The organism is Stutzerimonas stutzeri (assembly GCF_024448955.1).
GTDB lineage: Bacteria > Pseudomonadota > Gammaproteobacteria > Pseudomonadales > Pseudomonadaceae > Stutzerimonas > Stutzerimonas stutzeri_AQ.
This window is the reverse complement of record NZ_JAMOIH010000007.1, coordinates 41,358-58,635: the sequence shown is the minus strand read 5'-3', so window position 1 is coordinate 58,635 and position 17,278 is coordinate 41,358. Positions and strand designations below refer to the sequence as shown.

Below are 17,278 nucleotides of genomic sequence, written 5' to 3'. Positions count from 1 at the left end.
CGTCTCCTAGAATTTCAAAAAGCCGGCCGGGAGCATCAGATCGAAGCCCTGGCGGAAGGTGACGAAAATGACGGCCGATGACACCAACGCAATGACGATATAAGCGACATGGTTGATCTTCCGCTCGCGCGGAGTGATCACGATGAACTGCGCATACAGATACAGCACAGTCATGATCGGAAAGCCGACTTTCTGCAGCAACGCAACGTACACGGCGATCAATCCCAGTGTCTTGAACACTGTGGGGTAGTCCGGCGGCGTGCTGTCGGGTAGTTCTGCATCTGCGTCTGGGTCTGCCGGGGGCTGTGTGGCCTTGGTCGCGGTCAGCAGTTGCAGCACACCGAGCAGGCATAGCCCGATCGACAGAACGTAGGGAACGGTGGAAGCGTCAATGGCGCCTTTGCGCGGAAGGTTCATGGTCAGGAACAGGTAGAACAGGCCGGCGCCCAGCATCAGCGCTCCGACCAGTAACTCCTTTCTCTTATAGGTATGCATGGCGATTCTCGTATCGGAGGGAGAATTGCCGGGCGCAGGGCGCGTGCCCGGCATCGTGTCGCGGTGCTTACTTGCTTTGGCGCAACTCGTCCTTGTATTCCATGAAGTCTTCGCGAGTGTTCTTCAGGCGCTCTATGGACTCCTCCTTGCCGAAATAGCTGACTGGCTGTTTGAAGGATTTGCGCAACTCATCGGCGTACTCGGGCATTTCGGTGATCTGTTTCACGATGCCTGCCATTTTGTCCACGATGGCCGGGTCGGTGCCGTCCGGAAAGGCAACGATGTAGGGCTTATCCATGACGAAGTCGACGCCTTGCTCTTCGAACGTCTTGACGTCTCCGAGCAATGGGTTGCGCTCGTCGTTGGGTTGACCGAGAGCCACCATCTCGCCGCTGGCAATGTAGTCCTGAACGGACCCGTAGCTGATTGCGGCGAGGTCGATACGGCTACCCAACAGCGCGACGACCTTCTCGGAAACCGTACCGGCGTCGACCATCTTCAGCTTGGTGTCGGTCAGGCCCTCGAACTTCAAGCCCTGCAGGTGCGAGTAGCTGCCCATCTCGGTGCCATAGGTCACGCTGCTTGGCTCGGCCTTGGATTTAGAGATCAGATCTTCCAGCGAGGTCAGGCCGGAGCTTTTCGAAGCGACGAAAATAGCCCCCTTGTCGACGCCTGCGATGCAACAGATGTCGAAGGCATCGAGGCTGTCTTCGCTCAATCCCGCCACTTCGTTGACGATCATCTGCCCGGTGTGGGTGAACAGAATAGTGTTGCCATCCGGATCGGCCTGCTTGACCTGTTCGGCGGCGAGGGTGCCGCCGCCACCGGCTACGTTGGTGATGACCATCGCTTCGCCGGTGATCTTGGTGAAGTACTTGGCCATGGTGCGGGCATTGAAGTCGGTATCACCGCCGGCATTGGCGATGACGACGACCTGAACCGGACGCGTGGGCCATTCGGCCTCGGCGGCGAACGCGCCGCTGACGGCAGTTGCCAGTACGGCGGACACAAGGGAGGCGCTAATTGCTTTTTTCATTGTCAAGTCTCTCCGGTCGGGGGTGCGGCGCTTCGTCTTATCGTTCTGCTTAGCTCGCGTTGGGGTCATGAACGGCCCAGGCTGGGGCGCTTGGGATCGTATTTCCAGCCTGGCGCCAGGTACTGCATGGCCATGGCGTCATCACGGGCGCCAGTGGCGACTTTGTTGTAAAGCGCGTGCGCGGCCATGATCCGGTCCATGTCCGGCTCGATACCAAGGCCCGGCTTGTCGGGCACCTGTACTTCGCCACCGATGATTTGCAGGGGCTCGCGAGTCAGGCGCTCCTGACCTTCCTGCCATATCCAGTGGGTGTCGATCGCGGTGATCTTGCCGGGCGCAGCCGCGGCGGCGTGAGTGAACATCGCCAGGGAAACATCGAAGTGATTGTTGGAGTGCGAACCCCAGGTCAGGCCGAACTGCTCGCATAGCTGAGCGAGTCGCACCGAGCCGCTCATGGTCCAGAAGTGCGGATCGGCCAGCGGAATATCGACGGCATCCAGGCGGAACGAATGCCCCATTTGCCGCCAGTCGGTGGCCACCATGTTGGTGGCGGTCGGGATACCGGTTGCGCGCTTGAATTCGGCCATGACTTCACGACCGGAGTAACCATTTTCCGGTCCGCAAGGATCTTCGGCATACGCGAGGATATGGCCCTGGCCCTTGCACAGTTCGATGGCCTCGGCCAGTGACCAGGCGCCATTAGGGTCCAGCGTGACGCGCGCGTCAGGGAAGCGCGCCTTGACGCCGGCGATCGCCTGCATTTCTTCGCTGCCGCGCATCACGCCGCCCTTGAGTTTGAAATCCTTGAAGCCGTAGCGCGCCGCAGCGGCCTCCGCCAGCCGAACGATTGATTCGGGTGTGACTGCCTCTTGATGACGGATGTGGTACCAGTCATCGGCCGAACCGGTACCGGCGAGATAGGGCAGGTCGGTGCGATCGCGATCCCCTATATAGAAGAGGTACGCCAGCATCGGCACGCTGTCACGTTGCTGTCCATTGCCGAGCAGCTCTGCCACGGGCACGTCGAGATGCTGGCCGAGCAGGTCGAGGAGGGCGGCTTCGACCGCAGTGATGACGTTGTCCAGCCGCAAATTGATCTCGTGCGGCTGCTTCAAAACGGCGGCTTCCGCCTCAGAGGTCACCTGATGCTGAGTGGTCTGCGGGCCACCCGCCGAGCCGCCGACGATGGCATGGCGCAACATATTCAGCACCCGGTTGTAGCGACCGATCTGCTGACCAATCACCAGCCCCTTGGTACGTTCGAGTGCCTGACGAATGCCTTCGCCTCCTGGCACCTCACCGATACCGGTGCGGCCGGCGCTGTCTTTGAGAATCACCAAATTGCGGGTGAAATACGGAGAATGCGCGCCGCAGAGGTTGAGTAGCATGCTGTCGTAACCGGCCACCGGAATCACCTGCATTTCAGTTACCGCCGGGGTCGCCGTCTTTGCGTCTAACATCTGCTGCATAGCTCCCTTGATTGTTGTTGTGAGCGAGGGTTGATCAGTTGTGTATCGCGAGGGTCGAGCGTCTCCGTGCCAGCTTTACAGCAGCGGGGCAGCCCGGACTGACGGTGAGGTCGATTTGATCTGTAACGTGAAAAGCGAACAGTGCAGAGCTCATCGATCCCGCAAACGGAACTCGAAGCGTAAGAGACAGCTTGATCGCTAGACGAGGGCGGGAGAGATTCATGACTCTTGAGCTCTGTTTTTTGTTATACGTTGTCGTATGACTTGATTGGTTTTTAGCAGCGCACTGGATGGATGTCAAACAATTGAAACATCCCAAACAGCATCTTTTCGGTTCATCGGTTAATCAACCTTTGTTGCGTTTGGTACTGCTTTGTCATCGAGGTATCCATCGGACATCTATCGCTCGCTCCATGTCGTTCAGAGGTGCCGCCAATGAGCCGCTCGAGAAACTTTCTATAAACGGCTAGCATTCATAATAGTTGTACGATAACGTATCTCCAAGGCTGCGGCCCCACTCATACCGATTAGTTTCATTAGGATGCTCGAACAATGAATCCACAAGAACTGAAGGCCATCCTCTCTTCTGGTCTGCTGTCCTTCCCGCTCACCGATTTCGACCAGCAGGGCGACTTCAACCGTGCCGGTTATATCAAGCGCCTGGAATGGCTGGCGCCTTATGGTGCGACGGCGCTTTTCGCTGCGGGTGGCACTGGCGAATTCTTCTCGCTGACACCTCAGGAATATCCGGACATCATCAAGACCGCTGTCGATACTTGCGCCGGGCAGGTGCCGATCCTCGCTGGTGTCGGCGGCCCGACTCGTCAGGCCATCGCCTATGCCCAGGAAGCGGAGCGTCTGGGGGCGAAAGGTCTGCTGTTGCTGCCTCACTACTTGACTGAAGCCAGCCAGGAAGGTGTCGCCAAACACGTCGAGGAGGTGTGCAAGTCGGTCAATATCGGTGTGGTGGTCTACAACCGCAACGTTTGCCGCCTGACTGCGCCGCTGCTCGAGCAACTGGCCGAACGCTGCCCCAACCTGATCGGTTACAAGGACGGCCTGGGTGATATCGAGCTGATGGTGTCCATCCGTCGTCGTCTCGGCGAGCGTCTGACCTATCTGGGTGGCCTGCCGACTGCCGAAGTCTATGCCGCGGCATACAAGGCACTCGGCGTTCCGGTCTATTCATCGGCGGTGTTCAACTTCGTTCCGAAGATGGCGATGGAGTTCTACCATGCCGTCGCCCGCGAGGATCACGAAACCGTCGGTAAGCTGATCGATGATTTCTTCCTGCCGTATCTCGACATCCGCAACCGTTGCAAGGGCTACGCGGTCAGCATCGTCAAGGCCGGCGCGCGTATATCTGGTTACGATGCCGGCCCGGTTCGCGCACCCTTGACCGAGCTGCGACCTGAAGAATACGAAGCGCTCGCCGCTTTGGTCGAAAAGCAGGGCGCTCAATAACGGTCCAGCCCGATCTATCACTCGCCCCACCCGCCGCCGGCGCCCGCCATCCATTGGCATGGCGCGGTCGGCGGACCTCACGCAGGAGAGAGCTCCGTGGCAGACGTAAAACGTTACGACAACTACATCGATGGCCAGTGGGTAACCGGCAAGAACTATCAGGCCAACATCAATCCATCCGATCTCTCGGACGTCATCGGCGAATACGCCCAGGCGGACGCTGCACAGGTCGAGGCCGCCGTCACAGCAGCACGCAAGGCGTTCCCGGCGTGGTCTACGTCGGGCATCCAGGCACGCGCTGATGCGCTTGAGAAAGTCGGTCTGGAAATCCTTGCCCGCCGCGAAGAGCTGGGCGCGCTCCTGGCCCGCGAAGAGGGCAAGACATTGCCCGAAGCCATCGGTGAAGTGGCTCGCGCCGGTAACATCTTCAAGTTCTTCGCTGGCGAATGCCTGCGTCAGGCCGGCGAAACCCTGCAGTCGGTTCGTCCGGGCGTGAGCGTCGAGGTGACCCGTGAGCCACTGGGCGTGATCGGCCTGATCACCCCCTGGAACTTCCCCATCGCCATTCCGGCCTGGAAGATCGCTCCGGCGCTGGCTTACGGCAACTGCGTGGTCATCAAGCCGGCTGATCTGGTCCCTGGCTGCGCCTGGGCCATCGCCGAAATCATTTCCCGCGCAGGCTTTCCGGCAGGCGTGTTCAATCTGGTGATGGGCAAGGGCCGTGAAGTCGGCGAAGCCATCGTCAACGACAAACGCGTCGATGGCGTCAGCTTCACCGGCTCGGTTGGTGTCGGACGTGGCATCGCCGCGACCTGTGTAGGCCGTCATGCCAAGGTTCAGCTGGAGATGGGCGGCAAGAATCCGCAGATCATCCTCGATGACGCCGACCTCAACACCGCCGTCGAGCTGGCCACCCAGAGCGCCTTCTATTCGACCGGCCAGCGCTGCACCGCGTCCAGCCGCATTATCGTCACCGAAGGCATCTACGACCGTTTCGTCGAAGCCATGATCGAGCGCATCAAGAAGATCAAGGTCGGCTCGGCCCTGGAGCAGGGCGTGGACGTCGGTCCGGTGGTTTCCGAGGCCCAGCTGGAACAAGACCTGCGGTACATCGAAATCGGCAAGGAAGAGGGCGCACGCCTGGCCTGTGGTGGAGAACGCGTCAAGTGCGGCACCGAAGGTTACTTCCTCGCGCCAACACTGTTCGTCGACAGCACCGCCGACATGCGCATCAGCCGTGAAGAGATCTTCGGACCGGTGGCCAACGTGGTCCGCGTGAAGGATTACGACGAAGCCCTGGCGATGGCCAACGACACCGAGTTCGGGCTGTCTGCCGGTATCTGCACCACCTCGCTGAAGTACGCCAATCACTTCAAGCGTCATTCCCAGGCCGGGATGGTGATGATCAACCTGCCGACTGCCGGCGTGGATTACCACGTGCCGTTCGGTGGCCGCAAAGGCTCGTCCTACGGACCGCGCGAGCAAGGGCGCTACGCCCAGGAGTTCTACACGACGGTGAAGACCACCTACATCGGCTGATCAGCCGTGCCGCTTCATGTGCTGCAACTCGCCGAGTCGTTCGAGTGACTCGCGGGCTGCGGTCCATGGCGGCAGATCGTTTCCGTACAGCGGACCATAAGAACAATAGAGAGACGCGTATGAACAATTCTGCGAATCGAGGCGCTCCGGTCGTCACCGAGCTTCAGGTGGTTCCGGTCGCCGGTCAGGACAGCATGCTGCTCAATCTGAGCGGCGCACATGGTCCGTATTTCACCCGCAACATCCTCATTCTCAAAGACAGCGCCGGCAACACCGGAGTCGGCGAAGTCCCTGGTGGCGAGGCGATTCGCCAGACCCTGGAAGATGCACGGTCCATCCTTGTGGGTCAGTCGGTCGGCAACTACAACGGCTTGCTGAACCAGGCACGCAAGGCCTTCGCCGACCGCGATGTTGGCGGTCGCGGTCTGCAGACCTTCGATCTGCGTATTGCCATCCATGCCATCACTGCTCTGGAGTCGGCACTGCTCGACTTGCTCGGCCAGCACCTCGGCGTGCCGGTCGCGGCGTTGCTCGGTGACGGCCAGCAGCGTGACGAAGTGGAGATGCTTGGCTATCTGTTCTACATCGCAGACCGCAACAAGACCGACCTCGGCTACCGCGACGAATCGGATGCCGACGACGCTTGGTTCCGCGTGCGCAACGAAGAAGCCTTGACGCCCGAAGCGGTGGTCCGGCAGGCCGAAGCCGCGTATGAGCGCTACGGTTTCAAGGATTTCAAACTCAAGGGCGGTGTGTTGTCAGGTCGCGAAGAAGTCAAGGCGATCCGTGCGCTGGCCGAGCGTTTCCCCGATGCGCGCATCACACTTGATCCAAACGGCGCCTGGTCGCTGGCCGAAGCCATCGAGCTGTGCAAGGACCTGCACGGCGTACTGGCCTACGCCGAAGACCCCTGCGGTGCCGAGAACGGCTACTCCGGTCGCGAAGTGATGGCTGAATTTCGCCGCGCCACCGGTTTGCCGACAGCCACCAACATGATCGCCACCGATTGGCGGCAGATGGGCCATACCGTGCAGCTGCAGTCAGTGGACATCCCGCTGGCCGACCCGCATTTCTGGACCATGGGTGGCTCGGTGCGCGTCGCGCAGATGTGCCATGACTGGGGCCTGACCTGGGGCTCGCATTCCAACAATCATTTCGACATTTCGTTGGCGATGTTCACCCACGTGGCCGCCGCAGCGCCGGGCAAAATCACCGCGATCGACACCCATTGGATTTGGCAGGACGGCCAATACCTGACCCGCGAGCCGTTGCAGATCGTTGGCGGCAAGGTCGCCGTGCCGGCCAAGGCGGGGCTGGGGATCGAGCTGGACATGGATGCGCTGCAGAAAGCCCATGAGCTGTATCTGGAGAAAGGACTTGGCGCACGCGACGATGCCATCGCCATGCAGTTCCTGATTCCGGATTGGACGTTCAACAACAAGCAGCCGTGCATGGTGCGTTGATTCGAGCCCATGCAGGCCGCTTCGCGAGCAAGCTCGCTCCTACAAGAACGGCACCGCAACCGTAGGAGCGAGCTTGCTCGCGAACGCCTCCGCAACGCGACCGAAAACAATAACCGGGGCCATACCGGAGACTTAAATGAACGAAACCGCCGAACTGATTCAGCATCAAGACTCGCCTCGTTATATCCGTCTGAACGAGGCGGATAACGTGGCCGTGGTGGTCAATGATGGTGGCGTACCGACCGGAGCTCGCTTCGAAGATGGGTTGGTCACGGTCGAATCGGTGCCGCAGAGTCACAAGGTCGCTTTGGTAGACATCGGCCCTGACCAGCCGGTACGTCGTTACGGCCAGATCATCGGTTACGCGCTCGAACCTATCGCCCGCGGTTCATGGGTCAAGGAAACCCAGCTGCGCATGCCCTCGGCGCCGCCGCTCGACAGCCTGCCCATGGCCGACGCCGTGCCACAGCGGCTCGAGCCGCTCGAAGGCTTCACCTTCGAGGGTTACCGTAACGCCGATGGCAGCGTCGGCACGCGCAACGTGCTCGGTATTACCACGACCGTGCAGTGCGTCACCGGCGTGCTCGATCATGCGGTCGCGCGCATTCGCAAGGAGCTGCTGCCCAAATACCCCAACGTCGACGACGTCGTCGCGCTGACGCACAGCTATGGTTGTGGCGTGGCGATCAACGCCAAGGACGCTACATCCCGATCCGCACGGTGCGCAATCTTGCACGCAATCCGAATCTTGGCGGCGAAGCCCTGGTCATCAGCCTCGGCTGCGAAAAGCTGCAGGCCGAGCAGGTGATGCACGAAGGCGACGCCTCGGTCGATCTCAGCGAGCCCTGGCTCTATCGTCTGCAGGAATCCGCCACCGGCTTTGGAGAAATGATCGAACAGATCATGGCCCTGGCCGAAACGCGGTTGCAAAAGCTGAATCGCCGCCAGCGCGAAACCGTACCGGCCTCCGAACTGATCCTCGGCATGCAGTGCGGTGGCAGCGACGCCTTTTCCGGTATCACCGCCAACCCAGCGCTGGGCTACGCCTCGGATCTGCTGATCCGCGCAGGCGCCACGGTGATGTTTTCCGAAGTGACCGAAGTGCGCGACGCCATCTACATGCTCACCTCACGCGCCGAAACGCCCGAAGTGGCCGAAGCGCTGGTGCGGGAGATGGACTGGTACGACCAGTATCTTGAGCGCGGCGCGGCGGATCGCAGCGCCAACACCACGCCTGGCAACAAGAAGGGTGGACTGTCCAACATCGTCGAGAAATCCTTGGGCTCCATCGTCAAATCTGGCAGCAGCGCCATCAACGGCGTGCTCGGCCCCGGTGAGCGCTTTAGCAGTAAAGGGCTGATCTATTGCGCGACACCGGCCAGCGATTTCGTCTGCGGAACCTTGCAGTTGGCGGCAGGCATGAACCTGCACGTGTTCACCACCGGGCGCGGTACGCCTTATGGCTTGGCCATGGCGCCGGTGGTCAAGGTCTCGACCCGCACCGAACTGGCCGAGCGCTGGCCGGACTTGATCGACGTGGACGCCGGTCGCATCGCCACCGGGCGTTCCAGCATCGAAGAGCTGGGCTGGGAGTTGTTCCATTACTACCTGGACGTCGCCAGCGGGCGGAAGAAGACCTGGGCCGAGCAGCACAGGATTCACAACGACATCACCTTGTTCAATCCGGCGCCGATCACCTGATTTCAGCGCCTGGCGCGCGGTGCCGTAGGGCCGAACTCGTTCGGCCAAGCGCTTCGCAGAGGGAGCGAGGCTCGCCGCTACAGGCAACGTTTGCACGGCCCATTTAGGGTTGAACTTGTTCAACCGACGCTTGGCGATGGATCCGGGCGAATGAATTCGCCCCTACGGAGCTGGTCTGTTGAATCCCGCATGGTGCGTTGAACTAAAGAGGTAGTCCCCTTGACCTGCATTCTCCAGCTCGGCCCCCTAACCGAACGTTTCAACCGTAGTCTGGCTGCCGAGCATGAGGTATTGCGCATCTGGGAGCAGGACGCTGATGCGTTACTCGATCGTCAGGCTCACCGTATCGAGGTCGTGGTGACCTCCGCGCGTTTCGGGTGCTCGGCGGTTCTGATCGAACGCTTGCCCAACCTGCGGGCGATCATCAGCTTCGGGGTTGGCTATGACTCCATCGACGTGGCGGCGGCGCAGGCGCGCGGCATTCCTGTGAGCAACACGCCGGACGTGCTCAACGATTGCGTGGCGGATCTGGCGTTCGGGCTGATCATCGACTGTGCACGGCAGATGTCGCGTGCCGACCGCTTTGTCCGCGCGGGCGAATGGCTTTCCGGCGGCTTACCGCTGGCGACCAGTGTCAGCGGCAAACGGCTCGGTATCGTCGGCCTTGGCCGCATCGGCGAGGCGGTAGCCAAGCGTTCGAGTGGTTTCGACATGCAGGTGCGTTACCACAACCGTCGACCGGTCGATAGCAGCGTTTACGGTTATGAGCCGAGCCTGATCGAGCTGGCGCGCTGGAGCGATTTTCTCGTGCTGACTTGCCCGGGCGGGGCGAGCAGCCGCAACCTGATCGATCGGGACGTATTGGACGCGCTTGGCCCGAACGGCATCCTGATCAACGTGTCGCGCGGTTCGGTCGTGGATGAACCTGCGCTGGTCGAGGCGCTAGTTGAGGGACGGCTCGGCGGCGCGGGGCTCGATGTTTACGCTGAAGAGCCAAAGGTGCCGCCGGCTTTGTTCGAGCTACCCAATGTCGTCCTGCTCCCGCATATCGGTAGTGCCACTGCGGAAACGCGACTGGCAATGGAAGAGCTGTTGTTCGCCAATCTACGCGCGTTTCTCGAGCGTGGAGAGGTGCTGACAGCAGTCTGAGCACACTCACAGGTACGCTGCAGACTGAGGCGACGCTAGTCGCCACGGCGCTTGGCCAAAAGCTCGGGGCCGACACCTTTAGAGTTATCCTCATGGCGCCGCCATGCCACGAGCCACAAGCGCGCTGGCGTGGAGCGCCGCTTACATTTCAACTCTCGCGGGCCTGCGCTCGCCAAGGAGAAGCACCTTAATGCCCGGCTTCCAAGCGGATCTGACGGAGATTGAACTGCGACATGACGCACTGCGACTGTCGGTCTGCCCGACATTGGGCGGAGCGATCACGCGACTGACTGTCGATGACATCGACCTGTTGCGACCATGGGACGGCTCCGATAGCGTGCGCCGCACCGGCTGCTTCGTACTGGCACCGTTTTCTAATCGGATCGGTGACGCTGCCTTCGAGCACGAAGGCCAACGTTATCCACTGCGCAGCCTGTCTGCCGAACACCCATTGCCGATTCATGGCGTTGCCTGGAAGCGGGCCTGGAGCGTGACCGAACAGGGCGCCGCCAACCTGAGCCTGCATTTCACCCATCGACCCGAGGGCGAAGCGGCGCTGGACTGGCCGTTCGCCTTCGAACTCGAACATGAGCTGCGCCTGGACGAGCAGGGCGTCGACCTACGCCTGAGCCTGCGCAACATCGATACGCGATCGATGCCCGCCGGCCTCGGCTGGCACCCGTATTTCGCCCGTCATGACGCGTGCATGCTGCAATTCTCCGCGCAGTCGGTTTGGCTGAGCGATGAGCGAAACTTGCCGGCTGAGTTAAAGGAAGTGCCGACCCAGTGGGATTTTCAGCAGCCACGGCGCCTGGAATCCCCGAACCTGGACAACTGCTTCGTCGGTTGGAATGGGCCGGCGCGGATCGGTTGGCCGGGCAAAGGTATCGAGCTGACAATGACGAGCGAGGTGAGGCATCTGGTGGTGTTTACGCCGCCCGCGGAGATGGGTTTTTTCGCGATGGAACCGGTTTCCCACGCCAACAACGCGCTCGGCATGAGCGATCCGATGGCGAACGGAATGCGCACCCTGGCACCCGGCGAAGTCATGCGAATCGGTTGCCGGATCAATATCGAGCGAGCGAACCGCATGGGGTCGTAGAAGCGCGCTGCTTATCGTCTCGGCGAAACGTAAGCCCTGCGCCATATGCAGGCCGCAAAGATTATCGGCGGGATTCAGCCGCCCGGCGCCACGCCTCAGCGAAAGGTGCAGCCGCTCCAACAAGACTTCCCACCCGTCTCTCCGTCCACCTGGACGAAAAAAGCCCGTCACAAGGACGGGCAAAGTTTCCGCAACAGGAGCGAGGAGTGTTGCGTCCAGCGTGGTGAATGATGCTTACAGGATCGAAATCGGATAGTTGAAGATCAGACGATTCTCGTCGAACTCGTTGTTGCTGAACGAGTTGTCCCGACGCATGCTGGAGTTACGCCACTTGATGTTCAGGTTCTTGAACGCACCACTTTGCACGGTGTAAGCCAGTTCGGACTCGCGGCCCCATTCCTTGCCTTCGTCACCGCTTGCGGTAGTGATGTTGTCGCCGCTGATGTAGCGGTTCATCAGGGTTAGCCCAGGAACGCCAACACCTGCGAAGTTGTAGTCATGGCGCAGCTGCCAGGAACGCTCATCGGCGGCGTCGTAGGCGGAGTTGAAGCTGTCGTTGGCCAGCGAAGCGCCACTGGTACCGTTGACGCGCATCCACTGATCACCGCTGACTTTCTGTAGGCCGACGTAGAACGTATGGGCACCGGTTTGCAGGCCGAACAGACCGGAATAGGTCTTGTTGTCCAGGTCGCCGGCCAGCGCGCTACCTTCATCCTTGCCGGTGAAGTAGCCGAGATTCGCCGTGAAGGCGAGGTTGTCACTGATAGGCTGGGTGTGCAGCAGTTGAACGTAGCTCTGCTGGTAGATGTCTTCGAGGCGGGCATGCCACAGGCCGACCTTGGTCTGGTCGGTGAAGGCGTATTCGCCACCGGCGAAGTTGAAGCGATCCGAACCGGCGCCGCCGAAGAACATGTCTTCCATGCTGGCGTCGTCACGGGTGCTGTTCTGGCGCATCTGGCCGCCGTACAGCGTCAGGTTGCTGATCTCCTTGGAAGTGATCATGCCGCCCTCGAAGGTCTGCGGCAGCGAACGCCCGTCATCCGCGCGCAGAACCGGTACGACTACCTGCCATTCACCGACACGGATTTCGGTTTCCGAGATTTTGGCTTTCGCAGCTACGGCGATGCGGCCGAAATCATCGGCGGGGTGACGATCATCGCCTGTGCCATGCGTCGGGAGCAGTGCAGTTCCGTAAGTGCCGCCACCGCCGTCCAGCTTCACCGACAGCATGGCCAGCGCATCGACGCCAAAGCCGATCGGACCGGGCGTATAACCGGATTGAACGTTGAGAATGAAGCTCTGCGTCCATTCTTCGGCCTTGTTCTGACCACCGTTATAGGCCGGATCGACGAAGTTGCGGTTGATGTAGAAATTACGTGCGTTCAAGGTGACTTTGCTGCCTTCGACAAAGCCTTCCGCTGCGTGAGCAGCAGCGGGAATGCCAAGCGCTAGTGACAGCGTGCCCGCGAAGACGGCGGCGGACAGTGGATTGCGTGGGGTCATTGTTGTTGTGCTCCCTTTTTTGATTTATCCGCCCCGCTTAGCCGTACGGCGATAGGCGAGACGGGGTGTAGCGCGACCGCACGCAGGCGGCGCATGTCTTGACGCATATCTGTTATCAGTCGTCATATGACATTTCGAATTATGGCGACAGCCGAATGCTTGTCAATGCAATCTGTAAAGAAATGTAAGGCGCGAGACTTTTGTCTAAGGGAGGTTTTTTAAGCTGCGGGGCAGGCGCAGTGCTGTCCTTGCGGTCCAGACGCGCTGTGAAGGGATCTATAATCTAAAGGGCATTAAGAAATAGCGTTCCACCAAACGGGCAGAAGTTGTCTGACGTTTGGACGTGCAAAGCGGTCATCAATTAGATGGATCACGCCCTGGTCGTCGGTAGTACGGATGACTCGGCCCGCAGCTTGTACGACCTTCTGCAAGCCGGGGTAGAGGTAGGTGTAGTCGTAGCCGGCGCCAAACAGCTCATTCATTCGAGCCTTCATCTGCTCATTCACCGGATTGATCTGCGGCAGACCTAGCGTCGCGATGAAGGCGCCAATCAACCTGTTCCCAGGCAGATCGATACCTTCGGAGAAGACGCCGCCCAGAACCGCAAAACCGATACCGCAACTCTCCTCGGTGAAGCGCCCGAGGAAGGCGCTGCGAGCCGTTTCGGGCATGCCGCGCGTCTGTTCCCAGAACGGCAGATCCGGATGCTGCGCCGCCAGCAGCCCAGTCACCTGTTGCAGGTAATCGAAACTGCTGAAGAACGCCAGGTAGTTGCCGGGGCGCTGGTGATACTGCTGCGCGAGCAGATCGACGATGGCCTGCAGCGAGGCGGCACGGTCCTGATAGCGGGTGGAGATATGGCGCGCCAGGCGCACTTCCAGCTGTTCGGCTCGAAAGGGCGATTCGACATCGATCCAGACATGATTCGGCGGCAGCCCCAGGGTGTCGGAATAGAACGGCCTCGGGTTGAGCGTGGCCGAAAACAGCACGCAGGAACGTGCCTCTCGAAAACGCGGGCCGAGAAAAGGCGCCGGTAATAGGTTGCGAATACAGAGAATCGAGCTACGACCGCCAGCGCTGCGTTGTGGCAGCAACGTGCAGTCGAAAAGCGAATGCGGCCCGAACGACTCGGCTAGACGACAGAAGTGCATCGCGTCGAAATACGCGCTTTGCAAGGCGGGATCGATGCCGGCCGGCTGTTCCCCGAGGTAATCCGTGATTGCACTGATAGCCTGTTGCAGCGCGCCGATGAGTTTTTGCGGCAGCTCCGGCTGAACCTCGTAAGTAGCGATTTGCGGGCGATGCAGGTCGCCCCAGCTGCGTAGGATTCGCTCGATCGGTTTCTTAAGCACGGCAGGCGCCGTTTTTTTCAAGCCCTTGAAGTGCCTGATATCGAGCTCTGCGGTGTACATGCTCCGGCCGCGCTCCAACAGATTGTGAGCCTCGTCCACCAGCACGCTGATGCGCCATTGATTGACCAGCGTCAGGCTGTGTAACAGGGCGCTCATGTCGAAGTAATAGTTGTAATCGCCCACCACCACATCGGCCCAGCGGGCCAGTTCCTGGCTCAGGTAATAAGGACAGACCTGATGGCGCAGCGCTGTCTCGCGCAGTGATTTCTGATCGAGCATCGGACGCGTCACCGCCTCCGCACGTGCCGCCGGGAGGCGATCATAGAATCCGCGAGCGAGCGGGCAGGATTCGCCATGACAAGCCTTGTCCGGGTGCTCGCAGGCCTTGTCGCGCGCGGTCAGTTCTAATATTCGCAAGGGCGCTGCGTCGGTCGTCAGGCTGTTCAGCGCATCCAACGCCAGTTGCCGTCCTGAAGTCTTCGCCGCAAGAAAGAACAACTTGTCCAACTGCTGACCGGGGAACGCCTTGAGTTGCGGGAACAGCGTGGCGAGGGTCTTGCCGATACCCGTCGGCGCCTGCGCCATGAGATGCGTTCCGGTGCACGCCGCCTTGTATACCGCTTCGGCCAGTTGTCGCTGGCCACGGCGAAACTCTACGTAGGGGAACTTCAGTTCGCTCAGTACCTGGTCCCGTTCATGCCGATGAGCCAGCTCCTGTTCGGCCCAAGCGATGAAGCTATGGCACTGGGCTTCGAAAAACGCCTGTAACTGTTCCGCGCTGTAGGTCTCGACCAGCAGCGTTTCCTTCTGGCTCACCACATCGAAGTACACCAGCGCTACATTCAGCGAGCTCAGCTTACGCGACGTACTCAAGAGCCAGCCGTAGATCCTGGCCTGTGCCCAGTGCAGCTGACGGTGGTTGGCTGGTTGGCGCGAGAGGTCTCCGCGGTAGGTCTTGATTTCCTCGAGCTGATTCTTCGCCGGGTCGTAACCATCGGCGCGACCCCGAACCAGCAAATCAAGAAATTGCCCTTCGAGCGCCACTTCGCGCTCATAGCCCTCTGCTCGGCGAGCGGTCACCGTGACGTGCCCGGCCATCCCTTCCAGCGCAGTGGGAGAGGGCGTGAAACGCAGGTCCAGATCGCCCGTCTTGGCGGTGAATTCACACAGCGCGCGGACTGCGATTCGATAGCTCAACGGTCGCCCTCGGCCCATTGGACATAGCAGACGGCAATCGGCATGGCGTGACGCAACGCAACGTCGATCCAGCGTTTCTGGTTGTCCTGCAGGCGATCGCCAGGGCCTTTTACTTCAATCAGCTGGTAGCGCCGCTCGCCGGGCCAGAACTGAACGAGATCCGGCAGCCCGCTGCGGTGGTTGGGCACGTCCTGCAGGATGCGCTGGAAAAAGGCGCGCAGATGCTCGGCGGGGATGCAGTCGAGCGCCACGTCCAGCAGCGTGTCGTCGAACAGCCCCCAGCTGACGAATTGCGACTGCAGGCCGAACTTCTGCTGATACATCCGGCGTATGCAGTCGCGGTATTCGTCCGTGCCGAGCTTGCTCAGGCATTCACTGAACAACTCGGCGCGGCGGGCATGAAAATCGGGCCGAGCGAGGTCTGCCGGCCCGGCGTGGAAGGGGTGAAAGAAAACCCCGGGCAAGGGCGCGAAAATCGCTTCCCAGCAGAGCAGGCCCAGCAGCGAATTGATCAGCGCGTTTTCCACGTAGTAGACGGGCGCATCGTCGTGTGTCAGGTGTTCGCGCACCGCGTGCTCGACACTCATTCCGTCTGGCCTGGGCAAGATCAGGTCTATTCGCTCCGGCTGGGCAATGCTGGCGCGGCGCGCAGCGGGTTCACCCAGGGTCCGCCGCAGGCGCGGCAGAATGCGTTGCAGTTGCTGGGCTTCGTGCTCGCTTTCAGGCGCGGCCTGAGCGGCCAGAGCCAGTTGCAACGCGGCTTCCGGCTGATCGCAGCGTTCCAGCACGCGGATCGTTCGCTCGCGTGCTCCGGGGTAACGGTTGGCGGCGTGCAGCTGTAACGCCAGGGACAAATCACCGTTGCGCTCGCATTGCCGGGCCAGGCTCAGCAGCAGCTTGCCGCGGCGGTTTTCCAGCCAGTCGTTGGCGTATGGCGTCGCCGGGATATCCAGCAGCACGGTTTCGACCGCTTCACCTGCATCGAAGCGTTCGCGGCAGCGATGCAGGTGCAAGTAGGCATCCACCTCGGCGCGCGCATGGAAGGCACGGGAAGCAGGGGAGAAGGCGACCTGCTCGTAACGGAAGATGCCCAGATCGGCAAGAACGAATTCGGACCAGTCCTGATGAATATTGCCGAAGAACATCAGCCGCAGCCGGTCGCACAGGTCGCCGATGGCCAGGCCGAACGCCGCATCACCAAGCATTTCGCACCAGCTGGCGAAGGGTTTTGCCTGCTCATGTTCAGCCAGCAAGGCCTGGAGCAGATCGCCCTTGCGCTGGCCGTTGAAGGAGCCGCCGAACACGCGAAGCAGCTCATCTTTCTTCAGCAAACCGAACAGCTGGACGAGATCCAGCACTGGGTCGACCTCGATCCAGCCGTGTTCGATCAAGACGGCCGAAGCCTGCAACGGACAACCGATCTCCTCATAGCGCAACTTGCTGGCACGAAACAGCGTGCCTTTACGCATCACCATGCGCACCAGCAGGGCCTGCGAGGCCTGAGGTATCTGTGGGAAACGATCGAGGAACGCGCGTTCGTCATCGTCCAGCAGGTCGCCGTGGCGCTCGCCGACCCAGGCGAGTACCTGGCAGAAGTTGTCGAGGTAATAGAAGGGGTTTTCCAGTGCCTGGCGCATCGAACGTCCGGTTCGGTAAGCGCGGGCAATATCGCCCGTCGAGCTGGGTATTTATACAGTTGTCGCTGGTTTTGGCAACGCCGGGACGATCAGTGGTTCGATCATGGCACGCATGGATAGCGTGGCGGTTTCGGGCGGAGCGCGCCTCCTGCGATCAGGAGGCGTCAGGTA

11 protein-coding genes and 1 pseudogene are annotated in these 17,278 nt (G+C 60.8%); 6 read left to right on the top strand and 6 right to left on the bottom strand.

The genetic code is table 11. The features are described from left to right. Positions 1-6: 6 nt before the first annotated feature. From NA645_RS09460 to NA645_RS09450, 3 genes are all read right to left on the bottom strand, one after another. Positions 7-495, bottom strand: coding sequence for a tripartite tricarboxylate transporter TctB family protein (locus NA645_RS09460; RefSeq protein ID WP_131648757.1), 489 nt, complete (start codon positions 493-495; stop codon positions 7-9). Between the two features lie 67 nt (positions 496-562). Then, a complete protein-coding gene (locus tag NA645_RS09455) occupies positions 563-1,531 on the bottom strand; it encodes a Bug family tripartite tricarboxylate transporter substrate binding protein (RefSeq protein WP_256048566.1) in 969 nt (322 codons plus the stop codon). 65 nt (positions 1,532-1,596) lie between these two features. Continuing rightward, the gene (locus NA645_RS09450; RefSeq protein WP_256048565.1) at positions 1,597-2,991 is read right to left on the bottom strand and encodes an enolase C-terminal domain-like protein; all 1,395 of its coding nucleotides are present in this window, start codon (positions 2,989-2,991) and stop codon (positions 1,597-1,599) included. A gap of 561 nt (positions 2,992-3,552) precedes the next feature. On the opposite strand from NA645_RS09450, the gene kdgD reads away from it, so the two are divergent. The 6 genes and pseudogenes from kdgD to NA645_RS09420 all read left to right on the top strand — a co-directional run bounded on the left by kdgD (position 3,553) and on the right by NA645_RS09420 (position 11,418). Next, positions 3,553-4,464, top strand: a complete 912-nt coding sequence (kdgD, locus tag NA645_RS09445; protein ID WP_197444980.1) for a 5-dehydro-4-deoxyglucarate dehydratase — start codon at positions 3,553-3,555, stop codon at positions 4,462-4,464. A gap of 96 nt (positions 4,465-4,560) precedes the next feature. Continuing rightward, on the top strand, positions 4,561-6,003 hold the full coding sequence (locus tag NA645_RS09440; RefSeq protein ID WP_197444981.1) for an aldehyde dehydrogenase family protein: 1,443 nt from the start codon (positions 4,561-4,563) through the stop codon (positions 6,001-6,003). Between the two features lie 119 nt (positions 6,004-6,122). Continuing rightward, entirely contained in the window at positions 6,123-7,466 is a 1,344-nt protein-coding gene (gene gudD, locus NA645_RS09435) for a glucarate dehydratase (protein ID WP_256048564.1), read from the top strand. Positions 7,467-7,602: 136 nt separating this feature from the next. Continuing rightward, positions 7,603-9,167, top strand: a pseudogene (gene garD, locus NA645_RS09430) (galactarate dehydratase). Between the two features lie 219 nt (positions 9,168-9,386). Further along, positions 9,387-10,316, top strand: a complete 930-nt coding sequence (locus tag NA645_RS09425) for a 2-hydroxyacid dehydrogenase (protein WP_256048563.1) — start codon at positions 9,387-9,389, stop codon at positions 10,314-10,316. A 190-nt stretch (positions 10,317-10,506) separates the two neighbouring features. Beyond that, a complete protein-coding gene (locus NA645_RS09420; RefSeq protein ID WP_256048562.1) occupies positions 10,507-11,418 on the top strand; it encodes an aldose 1-epimerase in 912 nt (303 codons plus the stop codon). A gap of 234 nt (positions 11,419-11,652) precedes the next feature. On the opposite strand, the gene NA645_RS09415 is transcribed toward NA645_RS09420, so the two are convergent. From NA645_RS09415 to NA645_RS09405, 3 genes are all read right to left on the bottom strand, one after another. Next, entirely contained in the window at positions 11,653-12,921 is a 1,269-nt protein-coding gene (locus tag NA645_RS09415) for an OprD family porin (RefSeq protein ID WP_256048561.1), read from the bottom strand. A gap of 293 nt (positions 12,922-13,214) precedes the next feature. Then, positions 13,215-15,470, bottom strand: coding sequence for an ATP-dependent DNA helicase (locus NA645_RS09410; RefSeq protein ID WP_256048560.1), 2,256 nt, complete (start codon positions 15,468-15,470; stop codon positions 13,215-13,217). Next, positions 15,467-17,107: a VRR-NUC domain-containing protein gene (locus NA645_RS09405; RefSeq protein ID WP_256048559.1), complete on the bottom strand. Its 1,641-nt coding sequence runs from the start codon at positions 17,105-17,107 to the stop codon at positions 15,467-15,469. Before NA645_RS09405 ends, NA645_RS09410 begins: the two co-directional genes overlap by 4 nt. Positions 17,108-17,278: the final 171 nt, after the last annotated feature.